Annotated in this window: 14 protein-coding genes; 3 read left to right on the top strand and 11 right to left on the bottom strand. The window is 70.3% G+C overall.

Annotation, left to right across the window (positions count from 1 at the left end):
• Positions 1-67: 67 nt before the first annotated feature.
• On the bottom strand, positions 68-916 hold the full coding sequence (locus AC1RRS_RS03490) for a prephenate dehydratase (protein WP_492853956.1): 849 nt from the start codon (positions 914-916) through the stop codon (positions 68-70).
• Positions 917-1,657 (bottom strand): 3-deoxy-manno-octulosonate cytidylyltransferase, encoded by a 741-nt coding sequence (locus AC1RRS_RS03485; RefSeq protein WP_492853955.1) that lies wholly within the window; start codon positions 1,655-1,657, stop codon positions 917-919.
• A 169-nt stretch (positions 1,658-1,826) separates the two neighbouring features.
• Here AC1RRS_RS03485 and AC1RRS_RS03480 point away from each other — a divergent pair, with 169 nt between their 5' ends.
• Entirely contained in the window at positions 1,827-2,498 is a 672-nt protein-coding gene (locus tag AC1RRS_RS03480) for a c-type cytochrome (RefSeq protein ID WP_487290383.1), read from the top strand.
• 235 nt (positions 2,499-2,733) lie between these two features.
• Here the strand turns inward: AC1RRS_RS03480 and AC1RRS_RS03475 are convergent, their stop codons facing one another.
• The 4 genes from AC1RRS_RS03475 to AC1RRS_RS03460 all read right to left on the bottom strand — a co-directional run bounded on the left by AC1RRS_RS03475 (position 2,734) and on the right by AC1RRS_RS03460 (position 6,430).
• A complete protein-coding gene (locus tag AC1RRS_RS03475) occupies positions 2,734-3,693 on the bottom strand; it encodes an SDR family NAD(P)-dependent oxidoreductase (RefSeq protein WP_492853954.1) in 960 nt (319 codons plus the stop codon).
• A gap of 169 nt (positions 3,694-3,862) precedes the next feature.
• Positions 3,863-4,633, bottom strand: coding sequence for an enoyl-CoA hydratase (locus AC1RRS_RS03470; RefSeq protein ID WP_492853953.1), 771 nt, complete (start codon positions 4,631-4,633; stop codon positions 3,863-3,865).
• A complete protein-coding gene (locus AC1RRS_RS03465) occupies positions 4,630-5,091 on the bottom strand; it encodes a MarR family winged helix-turn-helix transcriptional regulator (protein WP_492853952.1) in 462 nt (153 codons plus the stop codon). The genes AC1RRS_RS03470 and AC1RRS_RS03465 overlap by 4 nt, the downstream gene beginning before the upstream one ends.
• Before the next feature lie 259 nt (positions 5,092-5,350).
• Complete coding sequence (locus tag AC1RRS_RS03460; protein ID WP_492853951.1) at positions 5,351-6,430, bottom strand: MBL fold metallo-hydrolase; 1,080 nt, start codon at positions 6,428-6,430, stop codon at positions 5,351-5,353.
• Between the two features lie 141 nt (positions 6,431-6,571).
• Between AC1RRS_RS03460 and AC1RRS_RS03455 the strand changes: the two genes are divergently transcribed.
• The gene (locus AC1RRS_RS03455) at positions 6,572-7,906 is read left to right on the top strand and encodes a hypothetical protein (protein WP_492853950.1); all 1,335 of its coding nucleotides are present in this window, start codon (positions 6,572-6,574) and stop codon (positions 7,904-7,906) included.
• Positions 7,907-8,227: 321 nt separating this feature from the next.
• Here AC1RRS_RS03455 and AC1RRS_RS03450 read toward each other — a convergent pair whose 3' ends face one another.
• From AC1RRS_RS03450 to AC1RRS_RS03430, 5 genes are all read right to left on the bottom strand, one after another.
• Positions 8,228-9,766: an acetolactate synthase large subunit gene (locus AC1RRS_RS03450; protein WP_492853949.1), complete on the bottom strand. Its 1,539-nt coding sequence runs from the start codon at positions 9,764-9,766 to the stop codon at positions 8,228-8,230.
• 148 nt (positions 9,767-9,914) lie between these two features.
• A complete protein-coding gene (locus AC1RRS_RS03445) occupies positions 9,915-11,702 on the bottom strand; it encodes an AMP-binding protein (RefSeq protein WP_492853948.1) in 1,788 nt (595 codons plus the stop codon).
• Between the two features lie 227 nt (positions 11,703-11,929).
• The gene (locus tag AC1RRS_RS03440) at positions 11,930-13,264 is read right to left on the bottom strand and encodes a dihydroorotase (protein ID WP_492853947.1); all 1,335 of its coding nucleotides are present in this window, start codon (positions 13,262-13,264) and stop codon (positions 11,930-11,932) included.
• Positions 13,265-13,510: 246 nt separating this feature from the next.
• Positions 13,511-13,804 carry a GIY-YIG nuclease family protein gene (locus AC1RRS_RS03435; RefSeq protein WP_492853946.1) on the bottom strand — a complete coding sequence of 98 codons (294 nt, stop codon included), beginning with the start codon at positions 13,802-13,804 and terminating at the stop codon, positions 13,511-13,513.
• 231 nt (positions 13,805-14,035) lie between these two features.
• A complete protein-coding gene (locus AC1RRS_RS03430) occupies positions 14,036-15,220 on the bottom strand; it encodes a glycosyltransferase family 9 protein (RefSeq protein ID WP_492853945.1) in 1,185 nt (394 codons plus the stop codon).
• Between the two features lie 109 nt (positions 15,221-15,329).
• Between AC1RRS_RS03430 and ygfZ the strand changes: the two genes are divergently transcribed.
• Positions 15,330-16,160 carry a CAF17-like 4Fe-4S cluster assembly/insertion protein YgfZ gene (ygfZ, locus tag AC1RRS_RS03425; RefSeq protein WP_492854002.1) on the top strand — a complete coding sequence of 277 codons (831 nt, stop codon included), beginning with the start codon at positions 15,330-15,332 and terminating at the stop codon, positions 16,158-16,160.
• Positions 16,161-16,244 lie beyond the last annotated feature (84 nt).

The following is a 16,244-nucleotide window of genomic DNA, read 5'->3' as shown; positions in this document are numbered from 1 at the left end:
TGGCTTTTGAGAAACCCCTCATCCGTCGGCTTTCGCCGACACCTTCTCCCGCAAGGGGAGAAGGGGGCTACTTCCCGTCGCGGAACGGGTCGGCCGGATAGACGCCCAGGATCTCGAACTTCTCGGAGAAGAACTGCAGTTCGTCGAAGGCCAGGGCCAGGCTGCGGTCTTCGGGGCGGCCGTCGACCTCGGCGTAGAAGAAGGTGGCCGTGAAGGCGCCGTTCTCCATGTAGCTTTCCAGCTTGGTCATGTTGACGCCGTTGGTGGCGAAGCCGCCGAGGGCCTTGAACAGGGCCGCCGGCAGGTTGCGCACCCGGAACACGAAGCTGGTCACGCAGCGGTGGGTGAACGACGGGGCCGGCGGGGCCGGGTCGGCGGTCATCACCAGGAAGCGGGTGGTGTTGTGGCGCTCGTCCTCGATGTCGCGGGCCAGGATGTCGAGGTCGTAGATCTCGGCGGCCAGGGCGGGGGCGACGGCGGCGCGGGTCGGGTCGGGCTTGGCCGCCAGGGCCTTGGCCGCGCCGGCGGTGTCGCCCGCGCCTTCCTTGGCCAGGCCCAGGCGCTTGAGGCTGTTGCGGCACTGGGAAAGCGCGATCGGCATCGAGACGGCGGTCGTCACGGTGTCCAGCGTCACGCCCTTGTTGGCCATCAGCTGGAAGCGGATCGGCTTGAAGCGCTCGCCGATGATCTTCAGGCCCGAGGCGGGCAGGAGATGGTGGACGTCGGCGACGCGGCCGGCGATCGAGTTCTCGATCGGGATCATGCCCAGCTGGGCGGCGCCGGTCTTGATGGCCTCGAACGCCTCCTCGAAGGTGGCGCAGGGCAGCACCTCGTAGTCGGGGAAGTAGGTGCGGCACGCCTCGTGGCTGTTGGCGCCGGGTTCGCCCTGGAAGGCGATCTTCTTGAGGGTGCTCATCTAGCTTTCAGTCTTTTCGGCGTGGTCGCGCGCGGCCTGCAGGTCGGAAGGGTTGTCGACGGAGATCGGGGCCTCGCCCGCCACCGCCGCGCGGATCGTCAGGCCCAGCTCCATGGCCCGCAGCTGCTCCAGCTTCTCGCGCTTTTCCAGCGGCGAGGGCGCTGCGGCGTTGAACGCCTCCAGCGCGGCGCGGCGATAGCCGTAGATGCCGATGTGGCGCCAGACGGGCGCGTCGCCATAGAGGGTGGAGCGGGTGAAGTAGAGGGCGCGGCCGCTGTTTCCGCTCGCGTCCATGGCCAGCACGGCCTTGACCACGTCGGGGTTGGACCGGTCGTCGGCCGAGGCTTCCGGCGCCACCACGGTGGCGATGTCGGCGTCGGCGTGGGCGGCCAGTTGGCCGGCGCAGGCGCTGAGCACCGCCGGATCGACGAAGGGCATGTCGCCCTGCAGGTTGATGATCACGTCGTGGACGCCGTCCGGGTCCAGCACGGCCAGGGCCGCCAGGATGCGGTCGGAGCCCGAGGGCAGGGCCGGATCGGTCAGCACGGCGCGGCCGCCGGCGGCTTCCACCGCCGCCACGATCTCCGGATCGCCGGCCGCCACGGCCACCGGGCCGATGCCCGCGGCCTCCGCCTGGCGCAGCACGCGCACGATCATCGGCAGCCCGCCGATGTCGGCCAGCGGCTTGTTGGGGAGGCGGGTTGCCGCCATGCGGGCGGGGATGAGGACGATCGGGTTCATGGCGTACCGGAGTTGGGCGAAACGCGGTTCGCCCGGGTTGCGCACGGGGCGGTAGCGTGTCAGAGACCGGAGCGCAACATCGCGCGTGGGACGACCATGGGGGGACCCGCGCTCATAAATCGGCTCCGCCCACGTAAGGCGGGCCAATAAAGAGGCTGACAAGGCTGAGATGAGCGACCTTACGTTCAACAAGATTTTCGGCGGCGTGCTCCTGACCGGCCTGGTGATCTTCGGTCTGCGCGAGGCGTCCGACATCGTCTTCAAGAAGCACGAGGTCGAGAAGGCCGGCTACGAGATCGCCGTCCAGGAAGACACCGGCGGCGAAGGCGCCCCGGCCGCCGAGGTCCCGCCCGACTGGGGTTCGGTGATCCTGCTGCCCGCCAACATCGAGGCCGGCAAGGCCGTCGCGGCCAAGTGCGCCTCGTGTCACAACTTCGATTCGGGCGGCCCCAACGGCACCGGTCCCAACCTCTACGGCACCCTGGGCAAGCATCCGGGCACGCACCCGGGCTTCGCCTATTCGTCGGCCATGACCGACTTCGGCGGCAAGAACCCGCAGTGGGACTACGACCACGTCGACCAGTTCCTCAAGGGTCCGCAGAAGTACATCTCGGGCACCAAGATGACCTTCGCGGGCCTGAAGAAGCAGGAAGACCGCATCGCCATCATCGCCTACCTGCACAGCCTGGGCTCGACCCTGCCCGTGCCGGCGCCCAAGCCGGCGGCGGCCGCCGCCGCTCCGGCTGCCGCGGCTCCGGCCGCGGAAGGCGCCGCGGCGCCGGCGGCTGGCGCTGCTCCGGCCCCGGCGGCCGCGGCTCCCGCCGCCCCGGCCCAGCACTAAGGCTCCAGACAGCCCGAAACCAAGAGCCCCGCCGGTGCGAACCGGCGGGGCTTTTTCATGATCCTTCTCCCCTTGCGGGAGAAGGTGGCGGCCTAAGGCCGACGGATGAGGGGTCTCTCAGACTTGAGACGCTCCACCCGGCTTGTCCGCTGCACGCAGCTTTGATTTTTGAGAGACCCCTCACCCGACCCCCGCCTTCGCGGGGGCCACCCTCTCCCGCAAGGGGAGAGGGGACTCAGGTCGTCTCCACCGACAGCGCCCACAGCCGCTCGGCCGCCTCCGGGTCCAGCGCGTGCGGCAGCACCCCGGCCCAGGGCTTGTCCTTGGTCCAGGCAACGGCCTGCTTGCAGTCTTCCAGATAGAGCCCGCCGACGCCGTCGAGCTCGGGCCCGACCGCCGCCCAGACGCTGGTGGCCGCGCCCTGCTGCGGGGTCTTGAAGCCGTCGCGGGGCTTGCCGTCCTCGCCGATCCAGCCCAGGGCGACCTGCTCCTCGATCGGCAGGTGGCGCTGCAGCGGGGTCATGATGCCGCCGGGCATGACGGCGTTGGCCCGCACGCCCAGGTCCTTGAACCGGGCGTCGAAGCCGACCGCGAACAGGCTGTTGGCGGTCTTGGCCTGGCCGTAGGCCTCCCACTTGTCGTAGGGCCGATGGCGGAAGTGCGGGTCCTCGAAATCCACGCCCGAACGGCGATGGCCGATCGACGACAGCGACACCAGCCGCGAGGGAACGCCCGACCCTTGCGCCCCCGCCACGAGGTTTTCCGCCAGCAGCGTCGACAGCGCGAAGTGGCCGAAGTGGTTGGTGCCGATCTGCATCTCCAGCCCGTCTTCGGCGTAGCCGAGCGGGCAGGCCATGACGCCGGCGTTGTTGATCAGCAGGTTCAGCGGCGCCTCGCCCCAGGTCTGAGCGAAGGCGCGCACCGAGGCCAGGCTGGAAAGGTCGAGCATGGCGAAGCGGGCCTTGCCGGGACCGGCCGTGCGTTCGATCTCGGCGACGGCTTCCGCGCCGAGGTCGGGCTTGCGGGCGGCGATCACCACCTCCGCGCCTGCTTCGGCCAGCGCCCGGGCGGTCTCGATCCCGATGCCGGTGGCCGCGCCGGTGACGATGGCGGTGCGGCCCGTGAGATCATGACCGGCGACCACCTCGCCGGCGGTGCTGCGGGCCCCGAAGGGCGAGACGATGCGGTCGGCCATGGCGAGGATCCTTGTCGGTCATGAGGAACCTCCCCCTGTGGGGGAGGCGATCGCGCAGCGATCGGTGGGGGGAGTTTCCGCGAAGCAGGCCTATGCAGCGGAAGCTGAAAACGGCCCCCCTCCGTCGCCTTTGGCGACACCTCCCCCAGAGGGGGAGGATCTTTGTATCCTACCCCACCTTGCTGAAGTCCGGGGCTCGGCGTTCGGCGAAGGCCATGAACGCTTCGCGGGCCTCGGCGGTCTGCAGGCGCTCGGCGAACAGGGCGCCTTCCTTGTCCATCAGGCTGGCGATGGCTTCGGCGTCGCGCATCAGGCGCTTGGTGACGGTCAGGGCGCCCAGCGGACGCTTGGCCAGCTGGTCGGCGGCGGCGCGGGCGCGGGCCCGCAGGTCTTCGGCCGGAACCACGGCGTTGGCCAGGCCCCAGGCGGCGGCGGTCGTTCCGTCCACGGCCTCGCCCAGGGCGAACATGGCGTAGGCGCGGGCGTGGCCGATGCGGGCCGGCAGCAGCCAGCTGGAGGCGGCCTCGGGCGCCAGGGCCAGGTTGACGAACGGCACGGTCAGGCGCGCGTCGGGGGCCACGAACACCAGGTCGCAGTGCAGCAGCATGGTCGTGCCCACGCCGACGGCCTGGCCGTGGACGGCGGCGACCAGCGGCCGGGTGGCGTTGGCCAGGGCCTTCAGGAACCGCCACACGTGGCGCTCCTCGGTGAAGGCACCGGTGGCCTGGGCCACGAAGTCGCCCAGGTCGTTGCCGGCGCTGAAGCTGTCGCCGTCGCCCTGGAACACCACGACCCGGATCTCCGGATCGCGCTCGGCGCCCTCCAGGGCGTCGGCCAGGGCGCCGTACATGGCGTTGCTGAGGGCGTTCTTCTTGTCCGGGCGGGCCAGGGTGATGGTCAGGACGCCCGCCTCGCGGTCAATCTTCACGTGCTCGGTCATTGGGGAGCGTCTCCTTTGGGGAACTTGGTCTGCAGGCTCGAAAGCCAGCGGGCGACCACGGCGATCTCGTCGTCCGTGAAGCCTTCGGTGAGGTGGGCGTTGAGGTGGACGAGGCCGGCTTTCGCCTCCTCGCGGGCGGCGCGGCCGTGGTCGGTCAGGTGCAGGCGCAGGGCGCGGCCGTCCTTGGGATCGGGCCGGCGCTCGACCAGGCCGGCGCGGGTCATGCGATCGACGAGGCCGGTCATGGCCGAGGGGGCCAGGTCCAGGGCCTCGGCCGCCTCGCCGATCAGCGCCCCGTCGGCGCCGCCCAGATAGAACAGCACCCCCGACTGGGCCGAGGTCAGGCCGTGCCGGTCGGCCGCCAGCTTGGCCTCGATCCAGCGCTGCACCCGCCGATGGCCGGAGGCGAGCAGGAAGACGAGGCGCTTGTCGGGGGCAGGGGCGGGGGGCGTCGACATGCGCCGACTATATGCTTCGTGTGCGAAATATCAAACGGGTGTTTTCCTACCTTGTCCCTCTCTCTTTGAGAGAGGGAGGGGCCCACGCCGAAGGCGTGGGAGGGTGAGAGGTAACAAACTCACCGAATGAAGCGCGGAGTTGCGACTTGGACGTCGGGTATGTGGCTGCAGGTTCGGATTTGCTTGTTGGCGGTGAAACCTCTCACCCTCCCACCGCTTCGCGGCGGGCCCCTCCCTCTCTCTATGAGAGAGGGAAATACTAAACCGCCCGATACCACCCCACGCCGGCCTCGTCCGTCTCCCGCGCCGCCAGTCCGCGGCCGATCAGGCAGTTGAGGTGGGCCATGGCCTCGCCGGTGGCCATGCCCAGCACCTCTGGGCCGATCGGCCGGGCGAAGAGGGCGCCGAACGCGTCGACGGCGCGCTTGGGTTCGGCAAGCTTGCCGACCAGGCGGGAAAGGCCGCGTTCGTGGCCGTTGATCAGCTGGTCGATGCGGGCGTGCAGGCCGCGGAAGGGGGCGTTGTGAGCTGGCAGCACCAGCACCTCGTCGGGCACGATCGCCTTGACCTTGGCCAGCGAGGTCAGCCAGTCGGTCAGCGGATCGGCGTCGGGCTCGGTGGGAAAGACCGAGACGTTGGACGAGATCTTCGGCAGCACCTGGTCGCCAGAGATCAGCAGGCCCAGACCGGGCGCCCACAGGCAGGCGTGGTCGGGCGAGTGGCCCTGGCCGGTCACCACCGTCCAGTCGTGCGCGCCGATGCGGAAGGTCTCGCCGTCTTCCATGCGCCGATAGCTGTCGGGCAGGGCGTGGATCGCCCGGCCGAAGCCGCCGAAGCGGGTCTTGTAGTTGTCGATGGCGTCGTCGTCCCAGCCGGCGGCGCGGAAGAACCGCACCCCGTCCTCGGGCGCCTCGCGGCCGGTGTCGGCCACCAGCATCCGGCACTGGAAGTATTCCAGCCGCGTCATCCACAGGCGGCAGTCGAAGCGGCGGGTCAGCCAGCCGGCCAGGCCCACATGGTCGGGATGCAGGTGGGTGACGATAACGCGGGTGACGGGACGTCCCTCCAGCGCGCCGGCGAAGGCGGCCTTCCAGGCGCCGCTGGTTTCCTTGGTGGCCATGCCGGTGTCGACGATCGTCCAGCCCTCGCCGTCGGCCAGGGCCCAGACATTGATGAAGCCCAGCGAGCCGCCCAGCGGCTGGCGCAGCCACAGCACCCCGGGCGCCACCTCGACCGCCTGGCCCGAGCCGGGCTCCGGCTCGACCTCGAACGGATAGGCCAGGCGCGGCCGGCGCGGCGATTCCGCGTCGCTGGCGGCCTCCTCGAACCCGTCGCTCATCGCCCGTCTCCTCCCCAAACCACCCATTTTTTATGGCCAAGCCGCGCCATGATTGCGCCCCTGTCGGACGACATCTTGACCCTAGATGCAAGCGGGCGCTTAAGTCCGCCGCGAGGAATTCACCCCCAGGAGACTACAGACATGAGGCCATTCGCGATCGGCCTGACGGCCGCCCTCGCGGTCGCCGTGCTCGTTCCGGCAGCCGTCCTTTCGGCGCCGAAGGATGCCAAGCCCGCCGCCGCCGCCGTCGACGCCAAGTCGCGTGAAACCGGCATGAAGGAAGCGCCGCCGCTGATGGCGCAGACGACCATCGCCTGCCAAGTGTCCGACGCCCGCCTGATCGGCGCCGACAAGAAGACCAGCACCTCCTACTACGAAGTCGCCTGCCAGGAAGGCATGGGCTACGCCATCGTGGCCAAGAAGGACGCCGCTCCGCAGGCGTTCAACTGCCTCGAGACCGGCCAGGTCGGCGCCGACGGCAAGGAATCGGGCCTCAAGTGCCTGCTGCCGGCCAACGCCGATCCCAAGCAGGGCCTGAAGCCCTACCTCGCCAAGGCCAGCGCCGCCTGCGACCTGCAGAACGCCCGCGCCATCGGCACCGGCAACAACAACTCGTTCTTCGAAGTCGCCTGTAAGGGCGGCGCGGGCTACATCGTCCAGGTTCCGGTCCCGATGAAGCTGGAAGGCACGGTGGCCAACAGCTGCCTGCTGTACGAAGAAACCGGCAACATCTCGTGCAAGCTGACCGACCGCGCCACCCAGCTGCAGGTCGTCGACACCCTGGCCGCCGCCGCCAACAACGGCTGCGCGGTGAAGGACAAGCGCTACATCCTGACCACCAAGACCGACAACTACTTCGAAGTCTCGTGCCAGGACGGCAAGGGCTACGTGCTGCAGCAGACCCTGGCCAGCGGCGCTCTCTCCCGCGCCATCGACTGCGCCAACGCCCCGGGCGGCGCCGAGTGCACCCTGACCGACAGCCGCGCGGCCAAGACCGAGCAGGCCGGCCTCTACACCAGCCTGGCCAAGAAGGCCGGCTTCGACTGCAAGGTCGAATCCTACGGCCTGTTCCCGTCGAACGACCCCAAGAAGGAAGTGGTCGAGCTGAAGTGCTCGAACCGTCCGGACGGCGGCATCGGCATGTTCTCGCCCACCGAGAACCGCGTCTATGACTGCCTGTTCTCGGAGCTGAACGGCTTCCGCTGCAGCTACACCAAGCCGAACGCGGTGTTCCCGCGCCTGTGGTCCGACCTGAAGGCCTACGGCAAGGGCAGCTGCGAGGTTTCCGACGCCCGGGTCATCGGCCGCACCGAGACCGACGGCTTCATCGAAGTCGCCTGCGCCGACGGCCTGCCGGGCTGGGTGATGTCCTACCCGCTGAACGCGCCCGCGCCCAAGCCCAAGGAGCTGCTGTCCTGCCTGCAGGCCAAGGGCGTCGGCGGCGGCTGCAAGCTGCCGACCAACATCAAGAAGTAAGAGCTTTTCGGAGCTCTGACGAAGAACCCCGCCGGTGCGAACCGGCGGGGATTTTTTAATCCTCCCCCGTGCAACGGGGGAGGTGGCGCGCTGCGGATACGCAGCGTGACGGAGGGGGCGACCGCCGCTGCCCAGCCCAGTCTCGCCCCCTCCACCGCGGAGCCTGCCCAGCGGAACCTCCCCCTCTGGGGGAGGCGGCCGAAGGCCGGTGGGGGGACGGTTTCAGCTTCCGCCGACTGGGCCGGCTTCGCAGTCACGCCCCCCACCGATCGCTTCGCGATCACCTCCCCCATAGGGGGAGGTTCCTTTTGTCGGGGAAGCCTAAAGCGCCGCCTCGATCAGCCTTGGCCCCTTGCCCGCCATCGCCTGTTCGAACGCCGCGTCGAAGGCTTCGGCCGTCTCCACCCGCTGCGCCGGCACGCCCAGCCCTTCCGACACCGCCACCCAGTCGATGCGCGGCTCGCCGATGTCCAGCAGCTTGCTGGCCGCCGGGCCCGCCGGGCCGGCGCCGGTGCGGGAAAGCTCGATGCCGAGGATGCGGTAGACGTGGTTGGCGAAGACCACGACCACCACGTCCAGCTGCTCGCGGGCGATCGTCCACAGGCCCTGCACCGTGTACATGCCCGCCCCGTCGCCGGTCAGGGCCAGCACCTTGGCGTCCGGCCGGGCCACGGCCGCGCCGATGGCCAGCGGGATGCCCTGGCCGATCGCCCCGCCGGTCAGCGACAGCCAGTCGTGGGCGCGGGCGGCGCGGGTCTGGGTGAAGATCGGCAGGCCGGCGGTCACCGCGTCGTCGGAGATCACGGTATCGGCCGGCATGTGGCGGGCGATGGCCGCCCCGATGGCCCAGGCGTCCAGCTTGCCGGCCGGCGCGGGCGGCGGGGCGTAGGGCTCGGCCGGACCGGCGGCGGGCGCCTCCAGGGCGTCGGCCAGGGCGTTGAGGGCGGCCGCCGCATCGTCGCCCCGGCCGCACAGGGTCTCCAGTCCGCAGTGCTCGGGCACGAGCACGCTGGGCCGGTCGGGATAGGCGAAGAAGGCCACCGGCCGCTCGGTGGCGACCAGCACCATCAGGTCGGCGCCGTCGAGCTCCTTGAGGGCCTGCTCGCCGAAATAGGGCAGCTTGTCGGGACGGAAGCGGCCCTCGCCGCGCGCCTGGCGGGCGGTGAAGGTGTCGGTCAGCACCCGGATCCCCAGGGCCGCCAGCCGCCCGGCGGCGGCGATCCCGTCCGCCCGGCAGGCGCCCGAGCCCAGCAGCAGCACCGGCGCCTTGGCCGCCTTCACCGCGTGGGCGATGGCGGCGATCGTCTCGGCGTCGGGCGCGCCGGGGGCGGGGATCTCGGCCACCCCGCCGTGCACCGTGGCCTCGTTCCAGGCGGCGTCGGCGGGCAGGATCAGGCAGGCGTTCCCGGCCGGCGTCCCGTAGCTGGCGGTGATCGCCTCGGCGGCCAGCGGCCCGACGCTGTCGGCGCTCTCGGCCGACTTCACCCACAGCGAGTTGGGCGCGGCCAGGGCGGCGATGTCGCTGTTCAGCGGGGCGTCGAAGCCCCGGTGATAGGTGGCGTGGTCGCCGACGACGTTGACGATCGGGGTGAAGGCCCGGCGGGCGTTGTGCAGATTGGCCGCGCCGTTGGCGTAGCCCGGCCCCAGATGCAGCAGGGTGCAGGCCGGCCTGCCCGCGATCCGCCCATAGCCGTCGGCCGCCCCGGTCGCCACGCCCTCGAACAGGCACAGGATCGAGCGCATGCGCGGCTCGCGGTCCAGGGCCGAGACGAACTGCATCTCGCTGGTGCCGGGGTTGGCGAAGCAGGCGGTGACGCCGTTGTCGGCCAGGGTGGTGATCAGGGCGTCGGCGCCGTTCATTCTCGTTTCCTTCCCTAGCACTGGATGCTCCCCCTGAAGGGGGAGCTGTCGCGGAGCGACTGAGGGGGAAGTACGGCCAGCTTTTCGGAAGCTGAAAACGTCCCCCCCTCCGGCCCTCTGGGCCACCTCCCCCAGAGGGGGAGGATCTTTAGAACACCATCACGTCTTCATCGGGCGCGACCGCGAACAGCCGCTCGATCTCCGCCGGCCGCCGCTCGCGGGCCAGGGCCTGGTTGATGTAGCCCTTGTCGGTCAGCTCGCCGCTGGCCGCGTCGGGGGCGCCGGGCAGGATCAGGGCGCGGGCCACGCGGCCGCCGCCCTTGGCCCCGGCGTTGAAGCGCTCCAGCCCGGCCCGGATCGCCACCCGCACGGCGGCCGCGTCGCCGATGCGCTCGCAGGTCCGGGGCTCCAGGAACAGCATCAGACCGACGCCGTCGCGGCCCTCGCCGCAGACCACGGCGTCGCTGGCCGCCCCGCCGATGGCCGAGATTGCCGCCACCCGCAGGGCCCCGGCGGCGACGAAGGTCCCGCTGGCCAGCTTGAAGTTCTCCACCAGCCGTCCGTCGAAGACGAGGCCCGCCGAGGGATCGTTCGGATCGGCCAGCCGCGCGGCGTCGCCCAGACGGTAGAAGCCGTCCTCGTCGAAGGCCTCGCGCGTGGCGTCCGGCTGGTCGAGATAGCCGGGCGAGACCTGCGGGCCCTTGACCCGGATCTCCAGTTTCTCGCCGGCGGGCACGAGCTTTACCGAAGTGCCGGGCGTGGGCAGGCCGACCATCCCTGCGCGCGCGTTCAGCCAGTGGATGTTGCAGGCCGTCGGCCCGGTCTCGGTGGCGCCGTAGCCGGCTGCGAAGGTGATGCGCTGGCCGGTCGTCTCCAGGGCCACCGCCTGCACCCGGTCGAGGATCGACTGGGCCATGGCCGCGCCGCCGTACTGCAGCACCCGCACCTTGCGGAAGAAGGTCGCCGCCAGCACCGGATCGCGCTCCAGCTCGCCGACCAGCAGGCCCCAGCCGGCCGGCACCATGTTGTGATAGGTCGGCGAGACCTCGCGCAGGTTCCGCAGCGTCTCGGAAAACCGCCCGGGCACGGGCTGGCCGGTGTCGATGTACAGCGTGCCGCCCCGGTGCAGCACCATGTGCAGTATGGCGTTGGCCCCCAGGCTGTGGCTCCAGGGCGCGGAATTGACCAGCACCGGCGGATCGGGGTCGGCGTAGCAGGCCTCGATCTGGGCGGCGTTGAGCGCGATGTTGGCGTGGGTGCAGATCACCGCCTTGGGCCGCCCGGTCGAACCCGAGGTCAGCAGCAGCTTGGCCGGCAGCTCGGGCTTGGCGAAGTCGATCGGCTGGAACCTGCGCAGCAGTCCGTCCAGCGCGATGTCGCCGGGGCGGGCGTTGCGGCTGACGATGATCGGCAGGTCCGCCAGGGCCGGATGCGACAGGCCGTGGGCGAAGGCCGCCGCGTCGTCGACATAGACCGCCGCCGGATTCAGGCGTTCCAGCGCCTGGCCCAGCCGCGTCAGGTCGGCGCCCGCCTGGCCATATTGCGGCGACACCGGCGCCACGGCGCGTCCGCCCATCATGGCGGCGTAGGCGATCAGGGCGTGGTCAATGCCGTTGCGGGCGAGGATCAGCAGCGGCCTGTCGGGATCGGGCAGAAGGGCTACGTCACCGAGGCCGTCGGACAGGCGAACGATCTTCTCGTACGCCTCGCCATAGGTGATCGTCCGCCAGCCCTCCTGGCCCTCGACGCGCTCGGCCAGCCAGACCCGGTTCGGCGCCTGGGCGGCCCAGCGGGCCAGCGGGGCGGTGGTGGTCCGCACCGCGTCGGAATAGGGCATGGGGTTGCGCAGGATCAGCGCCTCGCCGTGCTTTTCGACCTCCAGCGCCCGCTGCGCATAGCGGGCGTCACGGAACGGAGCGCTGACGAGGGTGTCCATGCCCCCTGTTATGGAGCGCGTCGAACGGCCGTTCAACCTCGTCGAGCGGTGTTCGATGGTCCTTCTCCCCTTGCGGGAGAAGGTGTCATCCGGAGGATGACGGATGAGGGGTCTCTCAGACGCAAAACGCCGCGACAGCTGAACAGCCGTCGCGGCGTTTCTGTACGTGCGACCCCTCACCCGACCCCACTGCGTGGGGCCACCCTCTCCCGCAAGGGGAGAGGGAACTACTTCGCCAGCGTCTCCAGGAACCGCACGGGCTCGCCGCGGCCTTCGGCGATGATCTCGTCGTCGCGCATGACCACGATGCCGCGCACGATGGTGGCCACCGGCCAGGCCTTGGCCTCGAAGCCGTCGAACGGCGTCCAGCCGGCGCGGTTGGCCATCTGCTCGTGGGTGATCGTTCGCTTGGCTTGCATGTCGACGATGGTGAAGTCGGCGTCGAAGCCTTCGGCCAGGCGGCCCTTGTCGGCCAGGCCGAACACGCGGTTGACGCCATGGCTGGTCAGGTCGACGAAGCGTTCGAGGGAAAGCTTGCCGTCCACCACGTGGGTCAGCATCACCGGCACCAGCGTCTGCACGCCCGGCATGCCCGACGGCGAGGCCGGATAGGGGCGGGCCTTTTCCTCGCGGGTGTGGGGGGCGTGGTCGCTGCCCAGCACGTCGGCGATGCCGGCCTCGATGCCGCGCCAGACGCCGGCCACGTGATAGGCGTCGCGGATCGGCGGGTTCATCTGGGCGAAGCCCTTCAGCCGCTCATAGGCCTCGGGCGCCACCAGGGTCAGGTGCTGGGGCGTGACCTCGACCGAGGCGACGTCCTTGTTCTGGGCCAGGAAGTCGATCTCTTCCTTGGTGGTGACGTGCAGTACGTGGATGCGCTTGCCCAGGTTCTTGGCGATGCGCACCAGGCGGTGGGTCGATTGCAGGGCGGCCTGGGCGTCGCGCACCTCGGGGTGGCTGGTCCAGTCGCCGGGACGGGCGAGGCTCCGGCGGTCGGCCAGGCGGTATTCGTCTTCCGAGTGGAAGGCCGCGCGGCGGTTCACATGCCGCAGCACGTTCTCGACGCCCTCGTCGTCCTGCACCAGCAGGCTGCCCGTCGAGGCGCCCATGAACACCTTGATGCCGCAGCAGCCCGGCAGGCGTTCGAGTTCGCCCAGGAAATTGGCGTTCTCGTGGGTGCCGCCGACATAGAAGGCGTGGTCGGTGTGCATCCGGTTCTTGGCGCGGGCCAGCTTGTCGGCCAGGGCGTCCGGATCGGTGGTGGTCGGCTCGGTGTTGGGCATCTCGAACACGGCGACCACGCCGCCGAGGGCCGCGCCGCGCGAACCGCTTTCGAGGTCTTCCTTCCACTCCAGGCCCGGCTCGCGGAAGTGCACCTGGCTGTCGATCACGCCCGGCAGCACGGTCAGGCCCGTGGCGTCGAACACCTCGCCCGCCGAGGCCTGGCTGAGGTCGCCGATGGCGACGATCTTGCCGCCGCGCACGCCGACGTCGGTGATCCCGCGCCCGGCATGGTTCACCACCTCGCCCCCACGGACGATCAGGTCGAAGGTCTGGGACATGGCGCGCGCTCCTGAGGTGGGTTTGGGGCGGTCTAGGTCTGCTGCGAGCGGGTGGCAACAGGTTTCCCTATTTCACCTGGACCCCAAACTCCGAGCATCCCCGCGAAGGCGGGGACCCAAGCAGGGTCGGCCGCTGCGCGACGCTGTGAGGTTGGTCACCGCCGAGCGTGATACGAACCCCGGCTCGGCTTGGGCCCCCGCCTTCGCGGGGGTGAGCGGAAGTGGGGCGTTCAGCCAGGACGCCAGTCAACAGTTCAACGTCTCGTACAGGTCCAACCAACCCGGGTTCATCGCCTCGATCAGCCGGATCTTCCAGGCGCGGTTCCATTTCTTGATCTGGCGCTCGCGGATCAGCGCGCCTTCGCGGCTGTCGCCGCTTTCGTACCAGACCAGCCGATGGACGCCGTAGCGCTGGGTGAAGCCCCGGAAGTGCTCTTCCTTGTGCTGCCAGATGCGGCGGGCAAGGTCGTCTGTGTGGCCGCAATAGAGCGTGCCGTAGGGGGCGCTGGCCAGGATGTAGACGGTGAACAGGAGGTCCATGGGCCGGCCTCGGGTTGCTCTCGAAATGGAACATAACAAGAACAATCTGGGCGTGCAATAGGTTAGCTCCGCCCTTCATCCGAGCGTCCCCGCGAAGGCGGGGATCCAAGCTGAGGTTGGTGTTCTCGCATCGGCGGCCGATCTTGGCGCGGCCGCGGACCCCGCTTGGGTCCCCGCCTTCGCGGGGATGCTCGGAGTTAAATGCGGAAGAGCAGAGGGAGAGCGGCCGCCCTAAGCCGGCGGGCTGGCTTCGCCGCTGGCGCGTTTGCGGCGGCGGGGGGAGACCTTGAGTTTGGGTTCGGCTTCGGCCGGCGGGGGCTCTTCGGCGACGGCCGGGGTTTCGGCGGCGGCTTCCTGAGCCACTTCCGGCGCGGTTTCGACCGGCGGCTCGGCGGCCGGTTCTTCAACCGGCGGCGCGACGACGACCGCGCTGGCCCGGGCCTCGTCCAGCAGCTCCACGGCCGCGCGAACCACCTTGGCCACCGGCAGGTCGCTCATGTGGCGGATGGCTTGCGAGAGGTCGGGGTCGACGGCCTTGAACTGTTCGAAGTCGCGCGGGCCGCGCACGGCGCGGGTCAGCGGACCCCAGGGGCCGTAGCGGCGCTCGTCGGAGGGGCCGAACAGGCCGACGGTCGGCGTGCCGGCCGCGGCGGCGATGTGCATCAGGCCGCTGTCGTTGCCGATGAATAGGTCGGCGCGCTTGAGGCAGGCATAAGCGGTCAGCAAATCAACCTTGCCAGTCAGGTCGATGCAGCGGCCGCGCGCCGAGGCCATGCGCAGTTCCTCGACCATGCGGCCGTCTTCCGGACCGCCGAGGATCAGCAGGCGCCCGCCCTCCAGCTTGGCGCCGGGGCCGAGCAGTTGGGCCGCCGTCTGGGTGAAGCGCTCGATCGGCCAGACCTTGCCGATCCAGTTGGCGGCCGGGCCCATGGCCAGGATCGGGCCGGCCTGCTCATTGCCGCGCGGGGCCAGCATCTGGTCGGCCAGGGCCTGGACTTCGGGCGTGATGTAGAGGTGCGGGGCCGGCGGGGCGTCTTCGATCTTCAGCACGCGGGCGGTCTCGATCACCTTGTGGGCGATCTCGCCGGGGGTCTTCTTCCAGATCGCCCGCTTCTCGCGGCGCAGGAAGAGGGCGGTGGCGCTGCCGCGCAGATCGACCACCAGGCCCCACTTCTTGTGGCGCACCTGGTTCCACAGCTTGAACCAGTGACCCTTGCCCTTGCCCTTCTCCATGACGATCACCCGGTCGAGGCCGGGGACGTGGGCGAACAGGGGGGCGGCCAGCGGGCCGGCGACGATGGTGAAGCGGGCGTTGGGGATCTCGTCGGCCAGCATCTTGATCAGGCCGGACGACAGCACGGCGTCGCCGATACGCGTGGCGGTGATGAAGAGAATCGGGAAGGCCCGCTGTGTCATCGGTCCATCTATAGGGTGAACCGCCTGTCAACGCATCCCGTTATCCCGCTTAAGCTTTCTTCGCATGAAAGACTGGCGGATGCGTCGCCCTGGCGCCACATGTTCGGCCATGACCAGCCCGCGCACCGCCCATCTTTCCTCCCGCGCCGTCATCGCCGTCGCCGGCCCCGACTGGAGGAGCTTCCTGCAGGGTCTGCTGACCCAGGACGTCGAGACGCTCGCGCCCGGCGAGCTGCGGTTCGCAGGGTTGCTGACCCCGCAGGGGCGGCTGCTCTACGACCTGTTCGTGGCCGGGTTGCCGGACGGGGCGCTGCTGGACGTGGCGGCCGAGCACCGCGACACCATCATCACGCGGCTGTCGATGTACCGCCTGCGGGCCAAGGTCGAGATCGGGGCTTCCGATCTGGCGGTCGGCGCGGCGTTCTCGCCGGACGGCGCGCCGGTTTCGGGTGAAGGTCTCTACGCCGATCCGCGCCTGCCGGCCCTGGGCGCGCGGGTCTACGGCCCGACGGCCGAGCCCGACGCCACGGAAGCCGAGTACGACGCCCATCGCCTGGCCCTGGGCGTGCCCGGCCCGGCCGACTGGCTGACTGACAAGGCCTATCCGATCGAGGCCGATTTCGACCTGCTTTCGGGCATCGACTTCAAGAAGGGCTGCTTCGTCGGCCAGGAGACCACCAGCCGCATGAAGCGGCGGGGCACGATCAAGAACCGCATGCTGCCGATCGCCTTCGACGGCCCGGCCCCGGCCTTCGGCGCCGAGGTGCTGGCCGGCGAGCTTCGGGCCGGCGAGGTGCTGAGCGGCGGCGAGGGCCGGGCCATGGCCCTGCTGCGGCTGGACCGCATCGAGGGCGCGGACCTGACGGTCGACGGCCGCCCCGTGCGGGTCGAGCGCCCCGACTGGGTCCCGCCGACGCCGGTGGCGGTCCCGACGGTCTAGTCGGCCCGACTTCGGGACCTTCGGCCATTTTCTCCGAGCCTCCCCGCGAAGGCGGGGATCCAAGCCGAGTCCGCGGCTAGCCCA

Source organism: Caulobacter sp. GW821-FHT12A07 (assembly GCF_058807655.1).
Note: the sequence above shows the minus strand (reverse complement) of the source record. Positions and strands in the feature narration are given on the sequence as shown.